General features: G+C 46.0%; 26 protein-coding genes. All 26 read left to right on the forward strand.

Features of this window, described 5'->3' with window-relative positions:
* Positions 1-40 precede the first annotated feature (40 nt).
* The 26 genes from ACN6NF_RS09510 (at position 41) to ACN6NF_RS09635 (ending at position 23,780) form a co-directional block, all read left to right on the forward strand.
* Positions 41-1,042, forward strand: a complete 1,002-nt coding sequence (locus ACN6NF_RS09510; protein ID WP_474317106.1) for a MotE family protein — start codon at positions 41-43, stop codon at positions 1,040-1,042.
* Between the two features lie 27 nt (positions 1,043-1,069).
* Positions 1,070-2,524 (forward strand): flagellar hook-length control protein FliK, encoded by a 1,455-nt coding sequence (locus tag ACN6NF_RS09515; RefSeq protein WP_474317108.1) that lies wholly within the window; start codon positions 1,070-1,072, stop codon positions 2,522-2,524.
* A gap of 19 nt (positions 2,525-2,543) precedes the next feature.
* Positions 2,544-3,077, forward strand: a complete 534-nt coding sequence (locus tag ACN6NF_RS09520) for a flagellar hook capping FlgD N-terminal domain-containing protein (RefSeq protein WP_474317111.1) — start codon at positions 2,544-2,546, stop codon at positions 3,075-3,077.
* Positions 3,074-3,454, forward strand: coding sequence for a TIGR02530 family flagellar biosynthesis protein (locus ACN6NF_RS09525; RefSeq protein ID WP_016820954.1), 381 nt, complete (start codon positions 3,074-3,076; stop codon positions 3,452-3,454). Before ACN6NF_RS09520 ends, ACN6NF_RS09525 begins: the two co-directional genes overlap by 4 nt.
* 93 nt (positions 3,455-3,547) lie before the next feature.
* A complete protein-coding gene (flgG, locus tag ACN6NF_RS09530; protein WP_017427928.1) occupies positions 3,548-4,357 on the forward strand; it encodes a flagellar basal body rod protein FlgG in 810 nt (269 codons plus the stop codon).
* Positions 4,358-4,417: 60 nt separating this feature from the next.
* Complete coding sequence (locus tag ACN6NF_RS09535; protein ID WP_013309896.1) at positions 4,418-4,642, forward strand: flagellar FlbD family protein; 225 nt, start codon at positions 4,418-4,420, stop codon at positions 4,640-4,642.
* Entirely contained in the window at positions 4,639-5,112 is a 474-nt protein-coding gene (locus ACN6NF_RS09540; protein WP_013370684.1) for a flagellar basal body-associated FliL family protein, read from the forward strand. The genes ACN6NF_RS09535 and ACN6NF_RS09540 overlap by 4 nt, the downstream gene beginning before the upstream one ends.
* A 43-nt stretch (positions 5,113-5,155) precedes the next feature.
* Positions 5,156-6,154, forward strand: coding sequence for a flagellar motor switch protein FliM (gene fliM, locus ACN6NF_RS09545; RefSeq protein ID WP_013370685.1), 999 nt, complete (start codon positions 5,156-5,158; stop codon positions 6,152-6,154).
* On the forward strand, positions 6,144-7,457 hold the full coding sequence (fliY, locus tag ACN6NF_RS09550) for a flagellar motor switch phosphatase FliY (protein WP_474317116.1): 1,314 nt from the start codon (positions 6,144-6,146) through the stop codon (positions 7,455-7,457). Before fliM ends, fliY begins: the two co-directional genes overlap by 11 nt.
* Positions 7,458-7,486: 29 nt before the next feature.
* Entirely contained in the window at positions 7,487-7,852 is a 366-nt protein-coding gene (locus ACN6NF_RS09555; protein ID WP_013370687.1) for a response regulator, read from the forward strand.
* A 12-nt stretch (positions 7,853-7,864) separates the two neighbouring features.
* Complete coding sequence (locus ACN6NF_RS09560) at positions 7,865-8,401, forward strand: flagellar biosynthetic protein FliO (protein ID WP_013370688.1); 537 nt, start codon at positions 7,865-7,867, stop codon at positions 8,399-8,401.
* Entirely contained in the window at positions 8,398-9,153 is a 756-nt protein-coding gene (gene fliP, locus ACN6NF_RS09565) for a flagellar type III secretion system pore protein FliP (RefSeq protein ID WP_013309901.1), read from the forward strand. The genes ACN6NF_RS09560 and fliP overlap by 4 nt, the downstream gene beginning before the upstream one ends.
* Before the next feature lie 37 nt (positions 9,154-9,190).
* Positions 9,191-9,460: a flagellar biosynthesis protein FliQ gene (gene fliQ / locus ACN6NF_RS09570; RefSeq protein WP_007430038.1), complete on the forward strand. Its 270-nt coding sequence runs from the start codon at positions 9,191-9,193 to the stop codon at positions 9,458-9,460.
* 10 nt (positions 9,461-9,470) lie between these two features.
* The gene (fliR, locus tag ACN6NF_RS09575) at positions 9,471-10,256 is read left to right on the forward strand and encodes a flagellar biosynthetic protein FliR (RefSeq protein WP_474317121.1); all 786 of its coding nucleotides are present in this window, start codon (positions 9,471-9,473) and stop codon (positions 10,254-10,256) included.
* On the forward strand, positions 10,256-11,368 hold the full coding sequence (flhB, locus tag ACN6NF_RS09580) for a flagellar biosynthesis protein FlhB (RefSeq protein WP_474317124.1): 1,113 nt from the start codon (positions 10,256-10,258) through the stop codon (positions 11,366-11,368). Before fliR ends, flhB begins: the two co-directional genes overlap by 1 nt.
* A gap of 23 nt (positions 11,369-11,391) precedes the next feature.
* Positions 11,392-13,425 carry a flagellar biosynthesis protein FlhA gene (flhA, locus tag ACN6NF_RS09585; RefSeq protein WP_040101567.1) on the forward strand — a complete coding sequence of 678 codons (2,034 nt, stop codon included), beginning with the start codon at positions 11,392-11,394 and terminating at the stop codon, positions 13,423-13,425.
* Positions 13,422-14,867, forward strand: a complete 1,446-nt coding sequence (gene flhF, locus ACN6NF_RS09590; protein ID WP_474317126.1) for a flagellar biosynthesis protein FlhF — start codon at positions 13,422-13,424, stop codon at positions 14,865-14,867. Before flhA ends, flhF begins: the two co-directional genes overlap by 4 nt.
* Positions 14,864-15,751, forward strand: coding sequence for a MinD/ParA family protein (locus tag ACN6NF_RS09595; RefSeq protein WP_474317128.1), 888 nt, complete (start codon positions 14,864-14,866; stop codon positions 15,749-15,751). The genes flhF and ACN6NF_RS09595 overlap by 4 nt, the downstream gene beginning before the upstream one ends.
* A gap of 31 nt (positions 15,752-15,782) precedes the next feature.
* The gene (locus ACN6NF_RS09600; RefSeq protein WP_474317130.1) at positions 15,783-17,333 is read left to right on the forward strand and encodes a chemotaxis protein CheB; all 1,551 of its coding nucleotides are present in this window, start codon (positions 15,783-15,785) and stop codon (positions 17,331-17,333) included.
* Positions 17,334-17,366: 33 nt separating this feature from the next.
* Entirely contained in the window at positions 17,367-19,463 is a 2,097-nt protein-coding gene (locus ACN6NF_RS09605; RefSeq protein ID WP_474317132.1) for a chemotaxis protein CheW, read from the forward strand.
* 62 nt (positions 19,464-19,525) lie between these two features.
* On the forward strand, positions 19,526-19,987 hold the full coding sequence (locus ACN6NF_RS09610) for a chemotaxis protein CheW (protein ID WP_013370696.1): 462 nt from the start codon (positions 19,526-19,528) through the stop codon (positions 19,985-19,987).
* A gap of 3 nt (positions 19,988-19,990) precedes the next feature.
* On the forward strand, positions 19,991-20,617 hold the full coding sequence (locus ACN6NF_RS09615; protein WP_013309909.1) for a chemotaxis protein CheC: 627 nt from the start codon (positions 19,991-19,993) through the stop codon (positions 20,615-20,617).
* On the forward strand, positions 20,610-21,107 hold the full coding sequence (locus ACN6NF_RS09620) for a chemotaxis protein CheD (RefSeq protein ID WP_474317136.1): 498 nt from the start codon (positions 20,610-20,612) through the stop codon (positions 21,105-21,107). Before ACN6NF_RS09615 ends, ACN6NF_RS09620 begins: the two co-directional genes overlap by 8 nt.
* A 2-nt stretch (positions 21,108-21,109) precedes the next feature.
* Positions 21,110-21,523: a hypothetical protein gene (locus ACN6NF_RS09625; protein ID WP_474317139.1), complete on the forward strand. Its 414-nt coding sequence runs from the start codon at positions 21,110-21,112 to the stop codon at positions 21,521-21,523.
* Between the two features lie 14 nt (positions 21,524-21,537).
* Positions 21,538-22,326, forward strand: a complete 789-nt coding sequence (locus tag ACN6NF_RS09630) for a FliA/WhiG family RNA polymerase sigma factor (protein ID WP_016820968.1) — start codon at positions 21,538-21,540, stop codon at positions 22,324-22,326.
* Between the two features lie 44 nt (positions 22,327-22,370).
* Complete coding sequence (locus tag ACN6NF_RS09635) at positions 22,371-23,780, forward strand: DUF342 domain-containing protein (protein WP_474317142.1); 1,410 nt, start codon at positions 22,371-22,373, stop codon at positions 23,778-23,780.
* Positions 23,781-23,840 lie beyond the last annotated feature (60 nt).

Below are 23,840 nucleotides of genomic sequence, written 5' to 3' on the forward strand. Positions count from 1 at the left end.
GTCATAGGATACGCATATCAGCTGCCTGAGGAGGAAGACGATGGCACAGAAGTTAGCAGAAGATGAACTGGATATGGATTTAGGGAAAGAATCAGGCGGGGGATTTGAACGGTTTATGTTTTTCCTGATTCCGATTGTTTTCACAATCGTTCTGGTCGGGGTCTTGCTTACACTGTTCAATATGGACTTCAGAAGCGAAATGATTTCATTAGGGAACAAAATACCGATTGTTAAAAATTGGATTCCTGAACCGAAGGATAAGGCAACCCAGACAAAAGAGGCAGATCAGAAGGCACAGTCTGAAAGTTCTGAAGCAACCATTCAGCAGTTAAAAGCGGATTTAGCCAAGCAGACGGAAGAACTCAAAAAGGCTACGGCTGCTAAGACGACACAAGATAAAAAGGTTACTGAACTTCAGAATCAGGTCAATACACTGCAATCGCAACAGGAACAACAGTCGCAGACGGGTCAACAGGGACAGGTTGGGCAGCAGGGACAAGCTGGTACGCAAACTACAGACGGAACAACAAATGAAGATCCTTATGTAAAACAGACCAGAGAACTTGCCAGCATGTATGAAGGAATGACGGCAAGTAAAGCTGCACCGATCATGGAGAATCTGACTACGGAAGAGACCGTGCAGCTGTTAAGTTATATGGACCCTGCCAACAGTGCGAAGATTTTGCAAAAGATGGACGCTAAAAAAGCAGCGGATATTACGATGGCTCTGAAAAACGTAACACCATCTACAGATTTATCGGTAGCGGCGTTGCAGTCCCGTTTGAAAAAGGATCAAGGCAGTACAGCTGGAACGACGAGTAAAAGTCTGCAAAGTACTCAAATCAGCAGCACATTTGCTTCCATGGACAAGAAAAGTGGTGCCGAACTTATTTTACAAACTTACAAAATCAGTCCAGATAAGGCGTTAAACATATTAAATACAGTAGATGATTCGACACGTGCTTCTTTACTGCAAAATATGTCTGCGAAAGATGCAGGTCAAACCGCGAAAATTTTGAATAAACTGATGGGCAGTAAGTAATTTAAATTGAAGGGAGGTGAAAAATATATGACCCTTATTTCTCAAAGTGTATCTCTTAGCTCTAGTCAAACAGCAAGCAGTACGACAGCGTCAGCAACAAGTACAACCACGGCTGCTGGAGCAACCACGGGTGCCTTTAATCAAACACTGACGCAGATGATGACAGGCGGGCAAACCGGCTCAGCTGGAACAGATGCAAATGGTTCTCCATTAGTTATGGTATTACCGCTTATTGCAAACGGAGAAGCTGCGGAAGCTCCAACCGAGCCGCTGGTTGAAACATTAGCTCCTTTGCTGCAAAATCTCGAAAAGCTGGATGATCAGGTAGTTGCCGATCCTGCCCTGCTTGCAACTCTGCAATCATGGATTCAGCAAGTACAACAGTTTTTGCAAGGAAATGGAACCAATCAACAGGCAGACGGCGGGGAAACGGCAGAGGCTACAGGCTTAACAGCCTTGGCAGCTAATCCGGCAACTCTTCGGTTTGCATTACAGGACGCTTTGTCACAACTTGCCAATGTAGCAGAGCAGGCTTCGGGCGACCAAAAGGCTAAAGTGACACAGTTACTACAATCGCTTCAAAGCGCAACGGCTGGGACAGGAGCTATTTCCGATGAGCAGTGGAATGGAGTAATGAAAGCTGTGGAACTTGCTGATAGTGGAGATTCACAAGCGGTTCAGCCTTCTGCACAACGGGCAAATGGTGCTCAGACCTTAACTGCAGCATCTACAAACAAACAGGTTACCCCTCAGCAGCAAGCAAGTCAGGGTGAAAATAGCCAGCAAGGCTCAGAAGGACAACGTTCATCAACAAATCTTCTCGTTCAGTCCGCAGTTAAAACGACTGTAACGGATGAAGCGGGTACTTTCGTAGATGTAGCTGAGCAAGCGGATCCGTCAGCAACTGATAATCAGACTCCGGTGATCACGACTGCGGGGCAGCTTTCGGTGCAAACGCAGGGAACAACACCTTCGGCTCCAGCTCAACCGGTCGTACATGTACGACAATTCGCCAAGGAGATGACTGAGTTTGTAGTGCAGAAACTTGATATTGTAAAGCACACCGGTTTGACAGAAGCAACCATCATGCTTCGTCCAGATCATCTGGGCCAGCTGGAGGTTAAGCTGACGATGCAAAACGGCCATCTGGTTGCCCAGTTTATGACTGAGCATAGCGGCGCGAAGGATCTGCTGGAACAGCAAATGTCGCAGTTGCGTACGAGTCTTCAGAGCCAAGGTATTCAAGTGGATAAAGTAGAAGTAACGCACAATGAGTCGCTATCCTCCCATATGTATCAGGATGGACGCGGTTCTGGAGCTAATCAGCAGCAGCAATCTAACCAACGTTCTAAAGCTCGAGGTAGAGAAGAGAGCGAGGATGCTTTGAAGGTAGCTGAAATGACAGAAGAGCTTCGTAACTGGACAGCAGAACAACGCGCTGATGACATGAATCGGACAGGCTCCTTTACAGCACAAGCGTAATGATGGAGGTGAGAACACAATGACGACTACAGACAACAATGTATCCACCAGTAACGTCTGGCCGAATTACAATGTGAATAATGTCAAAACAGCAAGTGCCAAGGATACTAAGACGATGGGTAAAGATCAATTTTTAAAAATCTTGATCACTCAGCTACAAAATCAGGATCCAATGCAGCCTTTGGAGGATAAAGAATTTGTCGCCCAAATGGCACAGTTTTCCTCGGTGGAACAACTGATGAACATTTCTACCCAGTTGACTGCATTGGGACAGTCTTTGGGTACAGCTTCTGGTTTGATAGGAAAAGAAGTTAGCTGGATTGAGCCGGGTAAAAAAGATTCCATAACAGGTGAAACAGGCGCAGGTACAGTGAAAAGTGGAATCGTAGATTCCATCGTTATTCGTGACGGTGTGCAGTATGCCAAAATGGGAGCGGCTGAGGTAGCATTAAAAGATGTAACATCAGTAAGCCAGGCTAACACAACGGCTCCTGTTACAGATACGTCAGATACTTCATCTTCTTCCTCTACTGGAAGCGGTGAGAACTCATGAATGACAGGATAACGGTTGGACGTCTTTTTCCTACCAACGTTCCTCCGGCAGCGATTTCTCAAAACCGAGTAAATTCGGTAACCAAGGACACCAAGCCGTTTGGTCAGGTGTTGCAGGAACAGGTGCTCAAGCTCAGCAACCATGCAGCCAAGCGACTGGAGCAGCGAGGAATAGAGTTGAGAAGTGACCAAATGGCGAAAATTAACTCTGCTGTGGATAAGGCTGCTGCCAAAGGCGCTAAAGAATCTTTAATTTTAATGCAGGATATGGCTTTGATTGTTAGTGTGCCTAATCGAACAGTTGTTACTGCGATGGACAAGCAGTCCATGGAGGATAACGTATTTACGCAGATAGATAGTGCTGTAATTATTTCATAAAAAGTGGCTGGCCCGAATAGGAAAGCCATGAAAAAGCCGCGGATCGACTGATGCGGTCAACTAAGCAACCAATCAGAGGAGGATTTATACTCAATGTTGAGATCAATGTATTCAGGTGTATCGGGCATGAAGGGCTTTCAAACAAAGCTGGACGTTATCGGTAACAACATTGCAAACGTAAATACTACAGGCTTCAAGTCCAGCCGAGTGATGTTCAAGGATATTTTGAGCCAAACCAGTTCGGGCGCAAGTGCACCTGATGCTACGACAACTGCAGGTCAAAATGCCAAGCAGGTTGGTCTAGGGGTGTCCGTCAGCTCAATTGATACGATGCATCTTCCAGGTAGTGCAATGACTACAAACAATCCAACGGATTTGCGGATTAACGGTGACGGTTTCTTCCTGGTCAAAATGAATGATGCACAGGAAGTCCCTTATCTGACTCGTGCAGGTGATTTTCATGTAGACGCGAACCGAAATCTGGTGACCTCCGATGGGTTTTTCGTAGGGGATGCAGGTGGAGATCCTATCACACTTGCTGACAATGTTACATCATTCTCCATTTCGCAGGACGGTACAATTGTACAGCAATTGGATGACGGAACAGTTGACAATGGTACGCAAATTGGATTAGCCAGAGTCACGAACCCAGAAGGTCTGGAAAAAATCGGAGGAAGCTTGTACCGTACTACGGTCAACTCAAATATTGATGCAATTGAGCCTGGAGTAGCGAATGCAGATGGTCTTGGAGCTATTATCGCGGGTCAACTGGAAATGTCCAACGTTGATCTGACAGGCGAATTCACCGAAATGATCGTGGCTCAGCGTGGATTCCAAGCGAACTCACGTATCATTACGACTTCGGATGAAGTGCTTCAGGAAGTTGTAAACTTGAAACGATAATCTCATTTAAACGCGGAGGAGTAGAGGCTCCTCCGCACCTATCAGGAGGTTGGTGTTACGATGATCCCGTTAACGCGGCTGAACGGCTCGCCTATGTGGCTTAATGCGCTGCTCATTGAGACTGTGGAGGAAACACCGGATACATACGTCACTTTGGTGACGGGGAAACGGTTGATTGTATTGGAAAAAGCGGCAGATGTCGTCTCCTTGATCAAGGGTTACAGCCGTGAAATCGGCATGCATGCCGCCACGATAAAAGTGCAACAAATGGAGGAAGACGAATGAAGAAGATGCTGCCATGGCTCATTACAATTTTACTCGCGATTACTTTGATTGCAGGCGCGGCCTTTGTACTTATACCAGCGCTTAGCGGGAAGAAGTCGGAAGTCATACCGAATGCGCAAGCCGCTCAAGCAGAACAACTTCCAAGATTGTCAGCAGATGAATTGGTGGAAGTAAGCTCTGAAATTACCGGTATCAAAACGAATTTGGCAGACGCAGATTACATTGTGCAGATGAATCTTGCTTTTCAATTGAACGATGCCAAAGCAAAAGAAGCTTTTGAAAAAATCAAGGACATTAGTATTAAGCCCATCGTTATTCAATTACTTGCAGACACCAAACCTGATGAGCTCAGAACGGCTAAAGGCCGGGATCAGTTCAGTGACAAGCTGACGGATCTCATCAACAAGTCGCTCCCTGAAGGTCACCTGGGGAACGCCAAAATTACAGACTTTTTGCTGGCAGCCATTTGATTCCAGGTGATCTTGTCAGGAACACGTAAGGGGGTGAATAACATTGGTGGATGTACTGTCACAAGGGGAAATTGATGCCCTTTTAGCAGCTCTCTCATCCGGTGAAATGGATGCGGAAGAACTCAAAAAGGAAGAAACCCAAAAGAAAGTTCGCGCTTATGATTTCAAGAGAGCGCTTAGGTTTTCCAAGGACCATATACGAAGTCTGACGCGGATACACGAGAACTTTGCCCGGTATCTGACCACTTATTTTTCAGCACAGCTTCGTACTTTTGTCCAGATTAATGTCGTTCAGGTGGAGCAGCTTCCATATGATGAATTCATTCGCTCCATTCCGAAAATGACCATTCTAAACATTTTTGAAGCTGAACCACTGGAAGGCCGAATGGTGCTTGAGGTTCACCCGAACGTAGCTTATGCCATGCTGGACAGGCTTCTCGGAGGAACAGGTTCGGCACCAACTAAGGTTACCGCATTGACCGAAATTGAGACGACGATCATGGAGCGAATTTTCAGCCGTACCTTTGATAGCCTGCAAGAGGCTTGGAAAACGGTACTGGACATTGAACCACGTCTAGAGGCTATGGAAACGAATCCGCAGTTCATGCAGATTGTTTCGCCGAACGAGACGATTGCTCTGATTTCGCTTAGCACCAAAATTGGTGATACCACAGGGATGATTAACCTCTGTATCCCGCACGTGGTATTGGAACCTATTATGGCCAGACTGTCCACGCACCAGTGGTTTACATCCGAAAAGAAATCAAGGGCGCCTGAAGAGATCGACGCCTTGAGATTACGGGTCACCAAAGCAGAGCTTCCTATTATTGCGGAGTTGGGTGAATCCCGGATAAATGTAGCCGAGTTTTTGGGCCTTTCGGTAGGAGATGTCATTTCATTGAACAAGCCAGTCAAAGAAGGGCTATCCATCCGGGTAGGCGAGAAATTGAAGTTTATGGGAAGTCCCGGCATGGTGAGAGATCGTGTTGCCGTACAAATTGATGAAATTGTCAACGAAGGAGTTGAAGAAATTGACGAGTAAAGACTATTTGTCCCAGGAGGAAATTGATGCCTTGCTGAAACAGTCTGAAGCGGGGACGGATTCTACTCCCGCAGGCAAGACCGTTGACGATTTTCTGACTTCTCTGGAGCAGGATGCTCTCGGGGAAATCGGTAATATAACGTTCGGCAGCGCAGCTACGGCTCTTTCCACACTGCTCGGTCAAAAGGTGGATATTACGACACCTAAGGTTTCAATTATTACACGTTCTGAATTTGAAACTGCATTTCCAAAGCCGCACGTAGCCGTACATGTAAATTATGTCGATGGATTTGAAGGTATTAACTCGCTCGTAATTAAAAAGCGTGATGCGCAGGTTATAGCGGATTTAATGCTTGGTGGTGGAGGAAATCCGGCAGATGAAGAATTGAATGAAATTCACATCAGTGCCGTGCAGGAAGCGATGAATCAGATGATGGGATCATCTGCGACCTCCATGTCTACCATGTTTAATCGTTTTGTTAATATCTCTCCACCAGGAATTGATATATTGGACCCTCTGCACGGTGATGGAGTATCCAGCCTGCCAGATGAAGAGACGCTGATTACAGTATCCTTCCGGTTATTAATTGGAGATCTGATTGACTCTACGCTGATGCAACTGTTACCTGTTAATTTCGCCAAAAAGATGGTGAGCATCTTAATGAATGGCGGAGAGGATGACGAGCAACCGCAAGCGTCCGCACAGCAGGCAGCTGCAACAGCTGCTCCCGAAGCGCCGACACAAGCTAGTACTCCGCAGCCACCATCTGCACCAGCCTACCAACAGCCGCCTGCAGCCGCGCAGGCGCCGCAAGATGCAGGCTATGGGCAACAACCGCCGATGTATCCTCAAGACCCGGGATATGGGCAGCAGGGCGCTCCAGGTTATGGAACACCGGGTTATGGAATGCCAGCAGGTGTGCCACCACAAGCGCCTTATGGGACGCCTCATCATTACGGGGCCGTACCGCCGGGACGTAATGTAAATGTGCAGCCTGTACAATTTTCTAACTTGCAGTCCGGTGGATTTCCGCAAGTGGATGAAAACAATTTAAATTTATTGATGGACATTCCCCTTAGAGTCACCGTAGAATTAGGAAGGACCCAAAAGCAAATTAAAGATATTCTGGAGCTCTCACAAGGTTCAATTATTGAACTGGACAAGCTTGCCGGGGAGCCGGTGGACATTATGGTTAACAACAAACTGATTGCCAAGGGCGAGGTTGTCGTAATCGACGAGAACTTTGGCGTGCGTGTAACGGATATTGTAAGCCAATGGGACCGAATTCAAAAATTACAATAAAAGCATAATTTAGGGAGGATTTATTTCAGATGGCAAACCGTATTTTGATCGTGGACGATGCTGCATTTATGAGAATGATGATTCGGGACATCCTGTCCAAAAATGGATTTGAAGTAGTAGGAGAGGCCCAGGATGGATCACAGGCCATTGAAAAATTCAAGGAGCTTCGTCCGGACCTGATTACGATGGATATCACGATGCCTGAGATGGACGGCATTGCCGCTCTGAAGGAAATCAAACAAATTGACCCGAATGCAAAGGTTATCATGTGTTCCGCGATGGGGCAGCAAGCTATGGTAATTGATGCCATTCAAGCTGGCGCAAAGGATTTTATCGTTAAGCCATTCCAATCGGATCGGGTTATCGAAGCCATCAACAAAACACTGGGTGTGTAAGGCGCATCCAGTATGGATACACAACAGGGTGCCTCTGACGCTTTGAGTACATCCAGCAATATAGGAAACATTGCTTGGGTCCTTTTCGTGCTAATCTTTATCATCGTACTGATCGTGTACTTGATACGGTTTTTGAGTAAAAGAAATCAGAGCTGGTTCAGCAACCGCTCCGTTCGCATACTGGGAGGCGTGGGGCTTGGCCCCAATAAATCCCTTCAGCTTGTTGAAGTTGGTAGCAGTGTGTACCTCATTGGTGTGGGAGAAGATATCCGGCTTGTTGACAAAGTATCCGATCCTGAAGAAGTGGAGCAAATTTTGGCCGCACTGGAGCAGGAAGCTTCTCTGCAGCGCGGCCCGATTGCCCCGCTATTCGCTAAAATTGCGGATAAGCTTCGCCGGAACAACGCGGCACAGCAGCAGCAACCTGAAGAGGAGACGTCTTTTCATGAGATGTTTGAATCCAAGCTTCGGCAGATGCCGAATCGCAAGGATAAACTTGAAAAGTTGCGCAATGAGGAGAATACTACAGATCGGTCGGGAGATTCATGAGAAAAAAGATTATACTAGCATGTTTGCTGCTTGTCTTGTTCAGCTTCATTTCGGTGACGGCGGCCTCTGCGGAACCGATTCCGAACATTGATATTCAAGTCGGCAATTCGGACAAAGGACAGCCCGGTGCCACCTCGCTGTCTATTATTTTACTTATTACTGTCATTAGTGTAGCGCCCGCGTTGCTTGTACTTATGACAAGTTTTACGCGTATCGTGATTGTACTTGGCTTTGTGCGGACTTCACTGGGAACTCAGCAGATGCCGCCCAATCAGGTGCTTGTTGGACTGGCCTTGTTTCTCACCTTATTTATTATGGCACCGACCTTCTCAGCTATGAACGAAACTGCGCTTCAGCCGTATCTCAAGGGGGATATAACACAGTCTCAGGCATTGGATAAGGCTTCGGTACCGATTAAGACTTTTATGTTCTCTCATACACGTGAGAAGGATCTACTGCTCTTTATGAAATACACCAAGATGGAAAAACCAAAGAATTATCAAGATATTCCACTAACGGTGATGGTTCCGGCTTATGCAATCAGTGAGTTGAAAACGGCATTTCAGATGGGCTTTATGATTTTCATACCCTTTTTAGTTATAGACATTGTAGTGTCCAGTACACTCATGGCTATGGGAATGATGATGCTACCACCGGTAATGATCTCGCTTCCTTTTAAAATACTGCTCTTCGTACTTGTAGATGGTTGGTATTTGGTCGTCAAATCATTACTTCTGAGTTTTAATACATGAATACTTTCTGCAAGGACAGCAATCAAGGAGGACGGCAATGACTTCGGAGTTTATTATTTCCCTGGCTGGGCAAGCGGTGTACATTGTACTCAAGGTGAGTGCTCCGATGCTGATTTTGGGGCTAGTCGTGGGTTTGATTATAAGTATTTTTCAAGCGACAACTCAAATTCAGGAGCAGACACTGGCCTTTGTTCCGAAGATTGTCGCCGTATTGCTGGCATTGCTTTTGTTCGGGCCCTGGATATTGACCACATTAGTGGACTTTACGTATAACATTCTGGACAATCTGTACAAATATATAGGTTAGGCTGAAAGTGATGAACATATTGTTGCAGAGTTTTCCTGTTTTTTTGCTGATTTTTTGTCGGATTACCTCGTTTTTTGTAGTAGCGCCTATTTTTTCAACCCGAGGGGTACCTAATATCTTTAAGGTCGGAATTTCAGGATTTCTAGCTTTGGTCGTGTATCTTACATATGGTACGCATCAACAGGTGCCGACCGATGTAGCATATGTGCTGTTAGTAGGGCGTGAGGTGCTGATCGGGTTGTTGCTGGGGTTTACTGCATATTTGTTCATGACAGCGATCCAAACCGCAGGTTCATTTATAGACCTACAGGTGGGATTCGGAATGGCCAGTGTATTTGATCCCATGACAGGGGCTTCAACGCCTCTTACGGGTAATTTCAAGTTCGCCATAGCTGTATTGTTCTTTTTGAGCATCAACGGGCACCATCATCTGCTAAACGCTATTTTATACAGTTATGATTGGGTACCACTGACAAATGATTTTTTTATAAAGCTGTATGGTGGCAGTGTAACTGAATTCCTGGTACGTTCTTTTGCGGAATCATTTATGCTGGCCTTTCAAATTGCTGCTCCCATTGTAGTAGCTACCTTTTTAACGGATGTGGGACTCGGTTTTTTAGCTAAAACAGCACCGCAATTTAATATTTTTGTTATTGGTGTGCCGCTTAAAATTATTGTGGGATTGTTCATGTTACTGCTTCTCATGCCAGGTTTTGCTTTAATATTCGAAAGATTGTTTTCTGTGATGTTCGAATCCATGCGCAACTTGTTGGATATTATGGGTAATCGTCCTTAATGTCTGGTCTGGAGGAACGTAGTTTGTCATTTAAATATGCTATGAACCTGCAGTTGTTCTCAGGGGAAAAAACGGAAAAAGCTACACCCAAGAAGAAACAGGATGCAAGACAAAAAGGGCAGGTTGCCAAGAGCATGGAGTTGCCCGCTGCTGGTGTCCTGCTAGTTACGTTTTTTTGCCTCATGATTTTCGGCGGGTATTTTAAGGATCATGCGGTCCGCTTGTTTCGGGATATTTTTGTGAATCGGCTGTCTATGGAAGTAACACCGAATACAACGCTACTCATGATGGGTGAGTATGGTGTGCAAATCTTGATTATGCTGGCTCCTATTTTTGTGGGTGCCATTGTCATCGGGATCGCAGCGAATTACATGCAGATCGGTTTTTTATTAACCGGAGAGGGCATTACACCCAAGTTTAGCAAGATTGACCCGATTAAAGGCTTCAAAAATATTTTTTCCATGAGGTCATTGGTTGAATTCCTGAAATCTGTTTTAAAAATGACCGTAATTGGTTATCTGGTGTACAGCGTACTTTGGAAAACAAAGGCTGACCTCCCCAAACTAGCTGAGATGTCCGGCGATCAGATGTTGAGTTTTACGGCTTCATTAACCATGGAACTGGGACTCAAAATTGGTGTGGTGCTGTTCATTCTATCGATATTGGATTATATGTATCAACGTTATGAGCATGAGAAAAATCTGAAAATGTCCAAACAGGACATCAAGGATGAGTACAAGAAAATGGAGGGTGACCCGCTGATCAAAGGGAAAATTCGCGAGCGGCAGCGCCGTATGGCTATGCAGCGTATGATGCAGGAGGTTCCTAATGCAGATGTCATCATCACCAACCCTACGCACTTTGCTGTGGCTTTGAAATATGACGGTTCGGAGATGGAAGCGCCGCAGATTATTGCGAAAGGACAAGATTATGTCGCGCTCCGAATTAAGGAAATTGCCAAGCAAAACGGCGTTATAACGATGGAAAACAAGCCGCTGGCGCGGGCGCTGTTTCAAAGAGCCGAAATCGGGGATGCGATACCAGCTGATCTTTTTCAGGCCGTTGCCGAAGTGCTGGCGTATGTATATAAATTAAAAGGTAAAGTGAAATAAAGGGATCGGAGGCCAAGAGACCCGTGAAAATAAAAGATATAACCGTCCTTGCAGGCGTCATCGGTATCGTTCTTATGATGATTCTCCCGATCCCTTCATGGCTGCTGGATGTTCTACTCGTCATTAATATTTCTATTGCTTTGATGATTCTACTCGTTTCAATGAACACGAAGGAAGCTTTACAGTTCTCTATCTTTCCTTCATTGCTGCTCATTACAACGTTGTTTCGTTTGGCGCTCAACATTTCTACGACCAAACTTATTTTAGGTGAGGGTCATGCCGGCGAAGTAGTTGCTACGTTCGGTAGCTGGATTGCAGGCGGCCAAATTGCCGTCGGCTTTGTTGTCTTTCTCATTCTTGTGGTCGTACAGTTCATTGTTATCACCAAAGGATCGGAGCGGGTAGCAGAGGTGGGCGCCCGGTTTACATTGGATGCGATGCCAGGTAAACAAATGAGTATTGATGCTGATTTGAATGCAGGTCTGATTAATGAGCAACAAGCCCGTGAACGACGCAGTAAAATCGAACGGGAAGCTGATTTTTACGGAGCTATGGATGGTGCGAGTAAATTCGTTAAAGGCGATGCGATCGCCAGTATTATCATTTTGATCATTAACCTGGTGGGCGGCTTTATTATCGGTATGGCCGTTCAGGGAAAAGGATTTCAAGAAGCGCTGTCAACGTATTCTGTTCTCACGATTGGTGATGGATTGGTCAGCCAGATTCCCGCGCTGCTCATATCCACGGCATCAGGCTTGATTGTTACGCGGGCTACGTCGGATGGCAACTTGGCAGAAGATTTAACCGGACAGCTCTTTTCATATCCAAAATTGATCTACATAGTGGCTGCCACCATTGCATTATTGGGTCTCTTCACGCCTATTCATATCATTACAACTCTTCCACTGGCAATTCTATTGTTTTTCGCAGCCCGAAGAATGCAAGGCAATATGGAACGCAAGCAAATTGCTGATGAACAGCTGGAGGAGGAGCAACAAATCGAAGAGGTGCGTAGTCCGGAAAGTGTTATCAATTTGCTTCAAGTAGATCCGATTGAATTTGAGTTTGGGTACGGATTGATTCCGTTGGCGGATACACAGCAAGGCGGTGATTTACTGGATCGAATCATTATGATTCGCCGTCAATGCGCCTTGGAGCTGGGGTTGGTTGTGCCGGTCATTCGTATTCGGGACAACATTCAGCTCAAGCCTAACGAATATGTAATTAAAATTAAAGGCAATACGGTAGGCGGCGGAGAACTGTTGTTGAATCATTATCTGGCTATGAGTCCGGGATACGACGACGACTCCATCACAGGGATTGAAACAACAGAACCGGCCTTCGGATTGCCTGCGCTCTGGATTGACGAGAACACCAAGGATGTTGCTGAACTGTCAGGTTATACGGTGGTTGATCCACCTTCAGTTGTAGCTACTCATCTAACAGAGACGATCAAGAAACATGCTCATGAGTTGCTTGGCAGACAGGAAACACGTTCGCTGGTTGACAATCTTAAGGAGAATTATCCAGTGCTGGTGGACGACCTTATTCCTTCTGTGCTTGCGATTGGGGACGTACAAAAAGTGCTGGCCAAGCTGTTGAAAGAAAAAATCTCTATTCGCGATATGGTGACTATATTCGAGACACTGGCTGACTATGGTACTTATACAAAAGATCCAGACGTGCTGACTGAATATGTTCGTCAAGCGTTATCACGACAGATTACGCAGCAATTTGCACAGCAGGGAGAAACGTTGCGCGTTATTACCGTGGGACCAGGATTGGAGAAGAAAATTGCTGAGAGCGTGCAGCAGTCGGAGCAAGGTAGCTATTTGGCGCTTGATCCGGTGTCAACGCAAACGGTGTATCAAAGGATGATGGAGCAAATCAACCGTCTCATTCAATCTGGACAACAGCCTATTGTGTTAACGTCACCGACAATACGTATGTATTTGCGGCAAGTGATGGAGCGGACGATGCAGGATGTCCCGGTGCTGTCGTACAGTGAGCTGGAGCCGAACGTTGAAATTCAAAGTGTCGGGGTGGTGAACTTATGAGAGTGAAACGATATCTAGTGGATACCATGCCAGAAGCCATGCTGCAAATCAGGGGTGACTTAGGAACAGATGCCGTCATTTTAAGTACAAAGGAAGTGAAGGTCGGCGGTTTTATGGGGATGTTCAGTAAAAAGAAAATTGAAGTGGTTGCTGCAGTTGAGGAGCAGCAACCTCAAAAGCCTCGGCGGGCTGAACGCTCGTCACACCAGCTTGCCCAGGCTGCTTCGCCTCTAATGAACACCCCTGAGAAGCCGGAAAAAACATCAGTACCTGTGGTCCCCAGACAAGCAGCTCCAGAAGCTTATCGACGGGTTACACAACAGATAACCGGTAGTTCCAAAGAAGGACAAGCTGATTTAACGGTTAATACAGAACAAGTTGCATCAGCAACTGAGCATTTGTCGCCTAGGTCTGCTAATAATTCAGAGACTCTATCTCAGGCATTTGATCAAGAAGTATCGCTTTCGAACCTGAAATCATCCAGTGAGCTGCATAAACGGCCAAGCGAAGCAAGTGTTTCAGACAAGAGTGGAGCAGAGGAAAATCAGGCATTGCTTAATGAATTGCGGGAAATGAAGGCGATGATGACTCGGTTTTCCAGAAACTCTTCAATGGAAAGTACTTGGCCTGAGGCGCTACAACAGATTTGTGAGCATGTGTTGGAACAGGAAGTGGAACGTGATTTATTGGAATATTGGATCGAACAGGTATATGTGCGTCGAAGTGAGCATTCTTTTGCGCCTGAAACTTTTGATTGGGAACAAGCCTTTCGTGAGGAAGTGACCAGTTTTATACAGACAAGACTGGATAAAGGGATCTCCCAAGATACCAAAATTGTGTATGTTGCAGGCCCTACCGGAGTAGGAAAAACGACAACCATTGCGAAGTTGGCAGCGGAACAGTTGTTCAAGCATCATCGCAAAGTTGGATTTATTACTTCTGACACGTACCGGATTTCAGCCGTCGAGCAACTGCGTACATACGCTACGATTTTGAATGTACCGCTTGAAGTTGTGCAATCTCCCGGTGACGTCCAAAGGGCTATTCAACGTCTGGAGCATTGTGACTTAATCCTCATGGATACTGCAGGGCGAAATTATCGTAATGAACTGCTTGTATCAGAACTGCAAAGTCTGCTTTCACCTATTAATGAAAGTGAAACGTACCTGGTACTTAGCCTGACATCCAAAAGCAGGGATATGCTTAATATAACTGAACATTTCAGTAAGTTTGGTCTTGGTAAGGTTGTATTTACCAAGATGGATGAGACAGGCAGTTGTGGCGGAATGTTTAATCTTTTACACCAGTTTCCGATGCAGTTGGCCTATATTACCAATGGACAAAATGTTCCTGACGACCTGCTTCATCCCGATGCAGAAATGGTGACAAGTATGCTGCTTGGAGCCAAAGGATCACCAGGAGTTAACGGAGATTCCATATGAGTGATCAAGCCCAATCACTTAGACAAATGGCTTCATCCTTGGATAAGTATCGATTAGCCCCACGTCATCGTCACGCAAAAGTTATAACGATCACCAGTGGTAAAGGCGGGGTAGGCAAATCCAATTTTACGCTGAATTTTGCTTTGGCCCTGCAATCTCTTGGTCGAAAGGTACTTGTGTTTGATGCTGACATCGGTATGGCTAATATTGATGTGTTGATGGGGGCCCATTCACAATATAATCTTCTTCACCTGTTGAAACGTGAAAAATCAATTGAGGAAATTATTCAAACGGGTATAGGTGGTTTGCCTTATATTGCTGGAGGCTCAGGCTTAAGCGAACTGTTTGCGTTATCAGATGAGAATCTGAATTATTTTGCCGAAGAAGTAGAAAAAATGGCAGCAGACATGGATTATATTCTTTTTGATACAGGTGCAGGTTTATCCAAAGAAAATCTTAAATTCATCACTTCAGCTGACGAATGTATGGTAGTAACCACCCCAGAGCCAACGTCCTTAACAGATGCGTATGCACTAATTAAAGTCGTCAATGGGTTGCAGAAGGATACGGTATTCAAAATTATAGTCAATCGTGCCGATAACGATAATGAGGCCCGTCAAGTTGCCGATAAGATCGCACTTGTTGCGAAACGCTTTTTGGAGATCGAAATCCCGCTGCTTGGCCATATCAGTGATGATACTCATGTCATGCAGGCAGTCAAAAGACAAGTGCCATTTATGGTTGCTTTTCCGGGATGTGCGGCTTCAAGAGATGTACTAAATCTGGCACACCGTTTTGCAGCAATGCCACAGGTTCCACAACCAGGTGCATTGAGTGGAATTAAAGGATTTATGCAAAAATGGTTGCGGCGTTCTATGCATTGATTTTTGATGAGAGGAAACAGGGGTGTTTAACATGTGTGCTTACCGGGTGCTGGTTGTAGATGATTCGGCCTTTATGCGCAAAATTATTACAGATCTTATTGTAAGGGATGAGTCGTTCAACATCGTAGGTACAGCCGCCAATGGCAGAGAGGCTGTAGAGAAAGTGAAAGAATTGCAGCCTGATTTGGTCACCATGGATGTCGAAATGCCTGAAATGAATGGTCTTGAAGCGTTGCCATTAATTATGGCAGCCCATCCGCTACCTGTCATTATGCTGTCAGGCATCAATGAACAAGGCATGAAGGAGACCATCATGGCTTTGGAGGCAGGGGCTTTCGACTTTATAAGAAAGCCTTCCATTGCTCATGCTCAAGATATTGAGCAGGTGAGCAAGGCGTTGCTCGAACAAATGCATACTGCTATGCAAGCAGTACGCAGCCGCTTGGAGCGCAAGGAAGCGAATGAGCGCAAAGCTGCATTGGAACAAGCAAAAAAAACGCCAATGGATAAGCCACCTGGGCAGGCTGTGACTGAGAATCGAGCTGGAAGTCAAGCTTCGGTAGACAAGTCTCCTGTTGTTCCGCTTGCTCCTCAACCTACTGCATCGGCTCAGCCAAAGAAAGATGCTGGGAAGTCCGTCCCAACAGCTGCCAAGCAGGAAACTAAAAGACAGCTGTCTGGAACATCTGCTACAGGTGGCCGTATAGACAAGCCAGCTGTTCAGCCAAGGAAACCAGTGCAAGCACCTCATGTGCAGAAGAAGGAAGACTTGTCCCAAAGTACGGGAAGAACACCGGGGCAACTGAAAAGCTCTGATCCGGCCGCTGGCAAATCGATACAGAGTAAGGATAAAGCAGGGCTTATCAAGCCGGAGTCACGGAAGACGGTAACTTCGTCAGCTTCTTCCACTCCTGCGGCTGCAACGCCTCCAGTAACAGCACCTACACCTACAGCTCCAGCCGCACCAAAGGGATTGTCACTTAAAAAAGGTGTGCATACATCCAGCTTTCGAAAACTGGTGGCGGTCGGATGTTCTACGGGCGGACCGCGTGCGCTGAAGACGCTGTTGGAGCGCATTCCTGGAGATTTTCCAGCTCCGATCGTTATTGTTCAGCACATGCCCCCGAACTTCACTCGTTCGCTAGCACAACGTTTGAATACGTTGAGCCCACTACGCGTTGTGGAGGCTGAGCAGGGAATGACGCTAGAGACGGGAACAGCCTACATCGCTCCAGGGGGATATCAGCTAAGAATTGTGCCTGGAGCCGGTGGTAAATACACGGTGTCACTGAAGATGGAGGAGGCTCGCAATGGTCACCGTCCTTCCGTAGATACGATGTTCGAATCGCTGCTCTCGTTAACCTCGCTGGAAAGACATCTAGTATTGCTAACTGGAATGGGGAGCGACGGGGCTAAAATGATGAAAAAGCTTTATGACGCTGGGGTTCAATCCACATTTGCTGAAAATGAGGAGACTTGTGTAGTGTATGGAATGCCCCGCTCAGCAGTTGAATTAAAATGTGTGCGCCACCTTCTGCCAATGCAGGAGATCGCCCCCAAGCTTGTACAAGTTGTGAAATAATCGGAGTGTAACTCATGGAGGAGGTGTCTCACAATGGACATGAACCAATATTTAAACATGTTTATTGATGAGTCGAATGATCATCTGCAATCTCTTAACGAAAATATGCTTCAACTGGAAAGCAACCCAACCGATCTAGGCATCGTTCAGGTGATTTTCCGTTCTGCCCATACCCTCAAAGGAATGGCTGCTACGATGGGGTTTGAAGACCTGGCATCGCTCACTCACCAAATGGAAAACGTTCTTGATCTGGTACGTAACAACAAGCTGGCGATGCATGAATTTATATTCGATACCTTATTTAAAGGATTGGATGCCCTGGAATCCATGGTGCAGCACATTACAGAGGGAGGCGATGGAAAAGCGGATGTCTCCTCTATTGTATCTTCATTGCAATCCATCGTGAGCGGGGATTTCCTAAAGTCCGGCTCAAATGCCGCCACTGAAGAGTCTCCTTCTACAAAAGCGGTCACTAACGATAGTGCTGGATTGGTTTTGGACCAATTCCAGTATTCTGTACTGGAGCAATCGATTTCAGAAGGGCATCGTGTTCACTATATACAGGTAACAATCAGTTCAGAGAGTCAGTTGAAGGCAGCACGTGCCTTTATGGTATTCAACACACTGGAAAACTCTGGCGAAATTGTCAAGGCCTATCCGTCCGTGCAGGATATCGAGCAGGAAAAGTTCGAACAAAGCTTCTCGTTATATTACATAACGCAGAAAGAAGTTGGGGAGCTGGAAAAGGAAATCGCGGGTATTTCTGAAATTGACACGGTCTCAGTGGTGCAACTGGATCTGGAATCGCTTAAACAAATGAGCGAAGTTACTGCTGGACTCGCTGAGACAGCGGCAGTACAGGAAGCACCTGTTGCCGTGCAGTCACCCGCTCCATCCCAGCCGCAGTCTCCAGCTGCGGCCTCTGTCGCCAAGCCAGCTGCAGGTAAAGCGCCAGCAGCCAAGGCGGCTGCTCCTACGCACAACCGTACGATTCGCGTAGATATTGAACGGCTGGATGTACTTATGAACTTATTCAGCGAGTTGCTCATTGACCGTGTGCGGTTAGAACAGTTAGCCAGTGAGGCTTCCAATCCAGCACTGACAGAAACGGTTGAGCATATGAGTCGTGTGAGCAGTGATTTGCAAAATGTTGTTCTTAAATTGCGGATGGTACCTGTAGATACTGTTTTCAATCGTTTCCCGCGTATGGTTCGCGATCTGGCCAAGTCGCTGGATAAAAAACTGGAATTAGTTATCACTGGAGCAGAGACTGAAATGGATCGGACGGTTATCGACGAAATTGGCGATCCTCTGGTGCATTTACTTCGTAACTCCGTGGATCATGGCATCGAGTCGGTAGCCGACCGGATTGCAGCTGGCAAACCAGAAACTGGAACGGTTCAACTGCGTGCTTTTCATAGTGGTAATAACGTATTTATCGAGATTGAGGATGATGGGAACGGGATTAACCGTGAGAAGGTACTGAACAGTGCTATTTCCAAAGGGATTTTGACAGCAGAACAAGCAGCCTCCATGACCGACGAGGAAGCCTATCAGGTATTGTTTGCTCCGGGCTTTAGTACAGCGGCAGTTATTTCAGACGTATCAGGACGCGGCGTTGGTCTGGATGTTGTTAAATCCAAAATTACCGCTCTGGGTGGTAATGTTACGGTTCACTCCACATTGGGGCAGGGCACTAATTTCTCTGTACAATTGCCGTTGACCCTATCCATTATTGCAGCCATGATGATACAGATCGGTTCTGAAAAATATGCGATTCCTTTGTCTTCCATTGTGGAAACTGCGATCGTCAAACGTAAGCAAATCCGTTCTGTGCATGGCAATAAAATGATTGCTTTCCGCGATTCTCATATCCCGCTTATCTCCTTGAGTCAGCTGTTTGAGGTACCGGACTTCAACGAAGATGAAGAAGAAGAGACAGAGGTCGTGGTCATCCGTAAGGGTGACCGTCTGGCAGCTCTTTCCGTACAGGACTTTTTGGGACAAAGTGAAATCGTCCTTAAAAATCTGGGCAAGTATCTTCCAAACATCCAAGGAATTTCAGGTGCTACGATTCTGGGTGACGGTCAGGTTGCTTTGATCATTGACCCGAATGTTTTCATTAAATAATGTCTTCATTAAAAATGAAAGAAATGTGAGATTGCTGACATCAATAAGGAGGGTTTTTAGACATGGGAGAAGAAATTAAAGTTATCGTATTTAAGCTTGGTGAAGAGGAATACGGTGTTGAAGTAGAAAAAGTCCAATCTATTGAACGCATGGTGCCGATTACACGGGTTCCGAGAACTTACGATTTTGTTAAAGGCGTATTCAACATGAGAGGCGTGGTTATTCCCGTTATTGATCTTCGTGGCCGTTTTGGATTACCTGAAGCTGAATATACCGATCAAACCCGTATTATTATCGTTGCTGTAGGCGAGATGCAAGTCGGCTTTATCGTGGATTCAGCGAATGACGTTATTGACCTGAATACTGACAACATTGAGACACCACCGGAAGTGGTTGGCGGAGTTAAGGCTAAATACCTCCGCGGAGTTGCTAAAATTGGCGAAGAACGTCTGTTGATTATGCTGAACTTGTCCGAAGTTTTGAACCGTAGTGAAATGAACCAACTGGAAGGTTTAGAGGATTAATATATGGAGAATCTGGGAAATCTTGAAGACTTCAAGTTGGATGTATTGAAAGAAGTCGGCAACATTGGCTCGGGGAACGCTGCTACAGCGCTCTCCCGGCTTCTCAATAAACCGGTCGATATGGGTGTGCCCAAAGTGCAAATGCTGCCCTTTGAGGAAATTGCGGACAAAGTCGGCGGAAATGAACAACTTGTTGTTGCAATATTTTTTAGAGTCGAAGGGGAAGCCCCTGGTAATCTATTTTTCATATTGCAACCTCAGGCGGCGAAAAGCTTACTTTCCCGTTTGGCGAATATTCCTTCGGACGACGAGGATAGCTTTAACGAAATGGAACATTCAGCTCTGTCGGAGATCGGTAACATTTTAGCAGGCTCCTACCTTTCTTCGTTGGCGGATTTCACACGTTTATCCATGTATCCAACAGTCCCTGCGCTGGCACTGGATATGGCAGGAGCCATTCTCAGCTACGGACTGCTGCAGTTTGGGCAGATGGGGGATGCTGCTTTATTGATTGACACATCGTTTCTGGAAGGGCAGAATCAGATTGAGGGTCAATTTTTCCTGATTCCTGATCCAGAATCGTTCGGGAAAATCTTTAGGTCGTTAGGAGTCCCGATGAACGATGATTGAGGATAAAAACATCATTAAAGTCGGCATGGCAGATTTAAATGTTACCAGCAACCCGAACTCGATTCGCACGACAGGACTTGGCTCCTGCGTCGGATTGACCCTATATGATCCTCATTTGAAACTGGCAGGCATGGCACATGTGATGTTACCGTCCTCGGATATTGCGCGTGAAGGGCAGTTGAATATTGCCAAATATGCGGATACAGCACTGCCAGAGTTATTTGAGCGAATGTTGAAACTGGGTGCTGAACGGCGCAGACTGATTGCCAAAATGGCAGGAGGAGCGCAGATGTTTGCCTTTGCGGGTAGTGGAGACACCATGCGGATTGGCCCGCGCAATGTAGAATCGTGCAAGGAAATGCTCGTAGATCTGGGCATTCCTTTAATTGCGGAAGATACGGGTGGCAATTATGGACGAACGATTGAGTTGGACTCTGAAACTGGCGTTTTGAATATTCGAAGCGTACAAAAAGGTGTAAAGGAATTATAAACATGTTATTTGGTAGCTTACGCATTAATCTTTGGTCTGGAGTAGTCGGATTTATTCTGACTTTTGTGTTGTCCGTTGGCAGCAATCTGCTGACCACGAGCTTAATTCGTGGCTTAATCGCCTTCGTTTTTTGGTTCCTACTTGCATTTGTGCTGCGCTGGACACTGGGTGTGGTAGCGCGGCCAGATCTGGGTAATGCCCAAGACCGGGCAAGCTCTCAGGTAGATGGCGTAGGGGGAAATCTGGATCTGACGACACCAGACGAAAATGAAAACCTGAATGAATTGCTGAAACCGAAGCCAGATCAGACGGACGAGGGGAATAATGGTTTCGCACCTTTAAACCCGCCCAAGCTGGTTTCCAACAAGGACCCTGAAGAATTGGCCAAGGCCGTTCGTCACCTGACAGACAAATAAGGAGGGTGAAGCCGATGAACGAGCGAAAAGCCGCTCATTTGAACCATTCCGAGCTGTGGGAACAATGGAAAGAACACGGTGACAAGGAAGCAAAGAAGCAGTTAATTGAAAAGTATCTCCATATTGTGGAGTATGTGTCGGGCCGTCTTGCAGTAGGCTTGCCTAAAAATGTATCCAAGGATGATCTGGCGAGCAACGGCGTTATGGGATTGATTGATGCTTTAGAGAAATTTGATTATGAGCGTGGTTTGCAGTTTGAGACTTATGCTTCTTGGCGTGTTCGCGGAGCAATTTTGGATGGTCTTCGTCAAGGAGATTGGGTTCCTCGTTCAGTTAGGGAAAAAGCGAAAAAAATCGAAGACGCCTACCAGCATTTAGAACAAAGATATTTACGCACAGTAAGCGACGAAGAGATGAGTCATTATTTGGACGTCTCCGAGAAAGAGTTTCAAAGTATGATCCAGGAGGTCGCCGTGATGTCGATTGTTTCACTGGAGGACCCAATCCGCGAAGAAGAGTCGGAAACACGGCTTTCCCTGTTGGTGGACGAAAAGGCGAAAAATCCGGATCATAAGGTCAATGAATTCACACTTCGTGATGCCTTGGCACAAGGCATTGATAAATTAACTGAAAAAGAGCGTATCGTTGTTTCTTTATTGTATTACGAGGATTTGTCACTCAGCGAAATTGCTGAGGTCATGTCACTTTCTCCTTCGCGAATTTCTCAGTTGCATTCCAAAGCAATATTACGTCTGAGAGCGACACTGGACAAACAACGGGATTTGCTAATGCGTAAAGATTAACGTACGGGAGGTTACAGTAACAGTTAGACGGAAGGAGCACCCATGTGGAGAAGCAGTATGCTTTGGATCAGTTTTTAAAAGTGGTTGTCTCACCTGACAAACAATCCGCCTACTTGGAGTTTGCCAAACGTGAAGAGGGCTTTGCCTGTTCTGTGGAAGAATTAGAACGTTTTCTAAGCAACCAAAAAATATCCTACGGTGTAATAACCGATGCAATTCGCACATTTGCGGCAAATCCGGAAGATCATTTCTTCGGGAAATTACTGATTGCTCAGGGAAAGCAGCCGATCCACGGTACAGACGGAAAAATAAATCTGGCCGATATTGTGACCGGTGAAGATGCACATAAGCCACTTGAAACAGTGGATGGACGGGTAGATTACAAAGAATTAACTCGTTTAAGAAATGTAAAACGTGGACAACTGATTGCCGAACGGGTGGATCCTCTGCCAGGTGTACCGGGGATTGCTGTAACCGGAGAGGAAATTCCTTTTCTTCCAGGTAAAGAGGCGCGTTTTAAAGTTGGAAAAAATGTAGTAATCCATCCGGAAGGCGTTGCGATGTATGCGGCTATTGATGGTTTAGTGACTACAACTGAAAAGGGCAAGCTTAATGTGTTCCCTGTGTATGAAGTGAACGGGGATGTCGATTATAGTGTCGGTAACATTGATTTTGTTGGAACCGTCGTCATTCGCGGGAATGTCTTGACAGGTTTTCGCGTTCGGGCAGCTGGCGACATTCGTGTCATTGGCGGTGTGGAAGGCGCTGAAATTGAGGCGGATGGTTCAGTGGAAATCAGCGGAGGTATTATCGGATACCATAAAGGATTCGTGAAAGCTGCACAAAATGTGAAATGCTCGTTTATACAAGATGGTAACGTGATCGCGGGAGCCGATGTACTTGTATCCCAGAGCATCATGCATTCCCAGATCAAAGCGAGCAATAATGTAATCTGCGAAGGCACAAAAGGGCTTATCGTAGGTGGCAGTGTACAAGCTGGTAAAAAGGTAGTGGCTCGTACTGTCGGTAATACGATGTCCACAGCTACCAATATTGAAGTGGGTGTACTTCCCGAACTGCGTGATGAACTGACGGAACTCCGCGCACGGTTGAAGCAACAGACAGACAGCCAGGATAAAACGAACAAGGCTCTCACAATATTGGATCAGCTAGCGGCAGCCGGACAGCTCGCACCTGACAGAATGGCTATGCGAATCAAGCTGACATCTACTAAAAAATCTAATGAACAGGAGCTTTTTGAAACCAAATCCAGAATGCTTGAAATAGAACGTACATTAGAAGATACGAGCCGCGCCCGGGTAGAAGTGAAAAATGTGATTTACGGTGGCTCTAAGATAGTTATCGGCAGATATACAAAATTTATTAAAGATTCTATGGAAAGAATGGCGTTTTATTATCATGAGGGAGATATCAGTATGTCCTCCTACATGTAATTCATTATCTTGATAATAATTCAATTTATTATATTTCTCGGTAGTCTGATACGGATGCCC

The sequence above is a fragment of the Paenibacillus sp. TSM33 genome, assembly GCF_056099025.1.

Bases quoted from the DNA above. Each gene is read 5' to 3' on its own strand.
- ACN6NF_RS09510 (WP_474317106.1), top strand. From the start codon at position 41: ATGGCACAGAAGTTAGCAGAAGATGAACTGGATATGGATTTAGGGAAA.
- ACN6NF_RS09515 (WP_474317108.1), top strand. From the start codon at position 1,070: ATGACCCTTATTTCTCAAAGTGTATCTCTTAGCTCTAGTCAAACAGCA.
- ACN6NF_RS09520 (WP_474317111.1), top strand. From the start codon at position 2,544: ATGACGACTACAGACAACAATGTATCCACCAGTAACGTCTGGCCGAAT.
- ACN6NF_RS09525 (WP_016820954.1), top strand. From the start codon at position 3,074: ATGAATGACAGGATAACGGTTGGACGTCTTTTTCCTACCAACGTTCCT.
- flgG (WP_017427928.1), top strand. From the start codon at position 3,548: ATGTTGAGATCAATGTATTCAGGTGTATCGGGCATGAAGGGCTTTCAA.
- ACN6NF_RS09535 (WP_013309896.1), top strand. From the start codon at position 4,418: ATGATCCCGTTAACGCGGCTGAACGGCTCGCCTATGTGGCTTAATGCG.
- ACN6NF_RS09540 (WP_013370684.1), top strand. From the start codon at position 4,639: ATGAAGAAGATGCTGCCATGGCTCATTACAATTTTACTCGCGATTACT.
- ACN6NF_RS09555 (WP_013370687.1), top strand. From the start codon at position 7,487: ATGGCAAACCGTATTTTGATCGTGGACGATGCTGCATTTATGAGAATG.
- ACN6NF_RS09560 (WP_013370688.1), top strand. From the start codon at position 7,865: ATGGATACACAACAGGGTGCCTCTGACGCTTTGAGTACATCCAGCAAT.
- fliP (WP_013309901.1), top strand. From the start codon at position 8,398: ATGAGAAAAAAGATTATACTAGCATGTTTGCTGCTTGTCTTGTTCAGC.
- fliQ (WP_007430038.1), top strand. From the start codon at position 9,191: ATGACTTCGGAGTTTATTATTTCCCTGGCTGGGCAAGCGGTGTACATT.
- fliR (WP_474317121.1), top strand. From the start codon at position 9,471: ATGAACATATTGTTGCAGAGTTTTCCTGTTTTTTTGCTGATTTTTTGT.
- flhB (WP_474317124.1), top strand. From the start codon at position 10,256: ATGTCTGGTCTGGAGGAACGTAGTTTGTCATTTAAATATGCTATGAAC.
- flhF (WP_474317126.1), top strand. From the start codon at position 13,422: ATGAGAGTGAAACGATATCTAGTGGATACCATGCCAGAAGCCATGCTG.
- ACN6NF_RS09595 (WP_474317128.1), top strand. From the start codon at position 14,864: ATGAGTGATCAAGCCCAATCACTTAGACAAATGGCTTCATCCTTGGAT.
- ACN6NF_RS09600 (WP_474317130.1), top strand. From the start codon at position 15,783: ATGTGTGCTTACCGGGTGCTGGTTGTAGATGATTCGGCCTTTATGCGC.
- ACN6NF_RS09605 (WP_474317132.1), top strand. From the start codon at position 17,367: ATGGACATGAACCAATATTTAAACATGTTTATTGATGAGTCGAATGAT.
- ACN6NF_RS09610 (WP_013370696.1), top strand. From the start codon at position 19,526: ATGGGAGAAGAAATTAAAGTTATCGTATTTAAGCTTGGTGAAGAGGAA.
- ACN6NF_RS09615 (WP_013309909.1), top strand. From the start codon at position 19,991: ATGGAGAATCTGGGAAATCTTGAAGACTTCAAGTTGGATGTATTGAAA.
- ACN6NF_RS09620 (WP_474317136.1), top strand. From the start codon at position 20,610: ATGATTGAGGATAAAAACATCATTAAAGTCGGCATGGCAGATTTAAAT.
- ACN6NF_RS09625 (WP_474317139.1), top strand. From the start codon at position 21,110: ATGTTATTTGGTAGCTTACGCATTAATCTTTGGTCTGGAGTAGTCGGA.
- ACN6NF_RS09630 (WP_016820968.1), top strand. From the start codon at position 21,538: ATGAACGAGCGAAAAGCCGCTCATTTGAACCATTCCGAGCTGTGGGAA.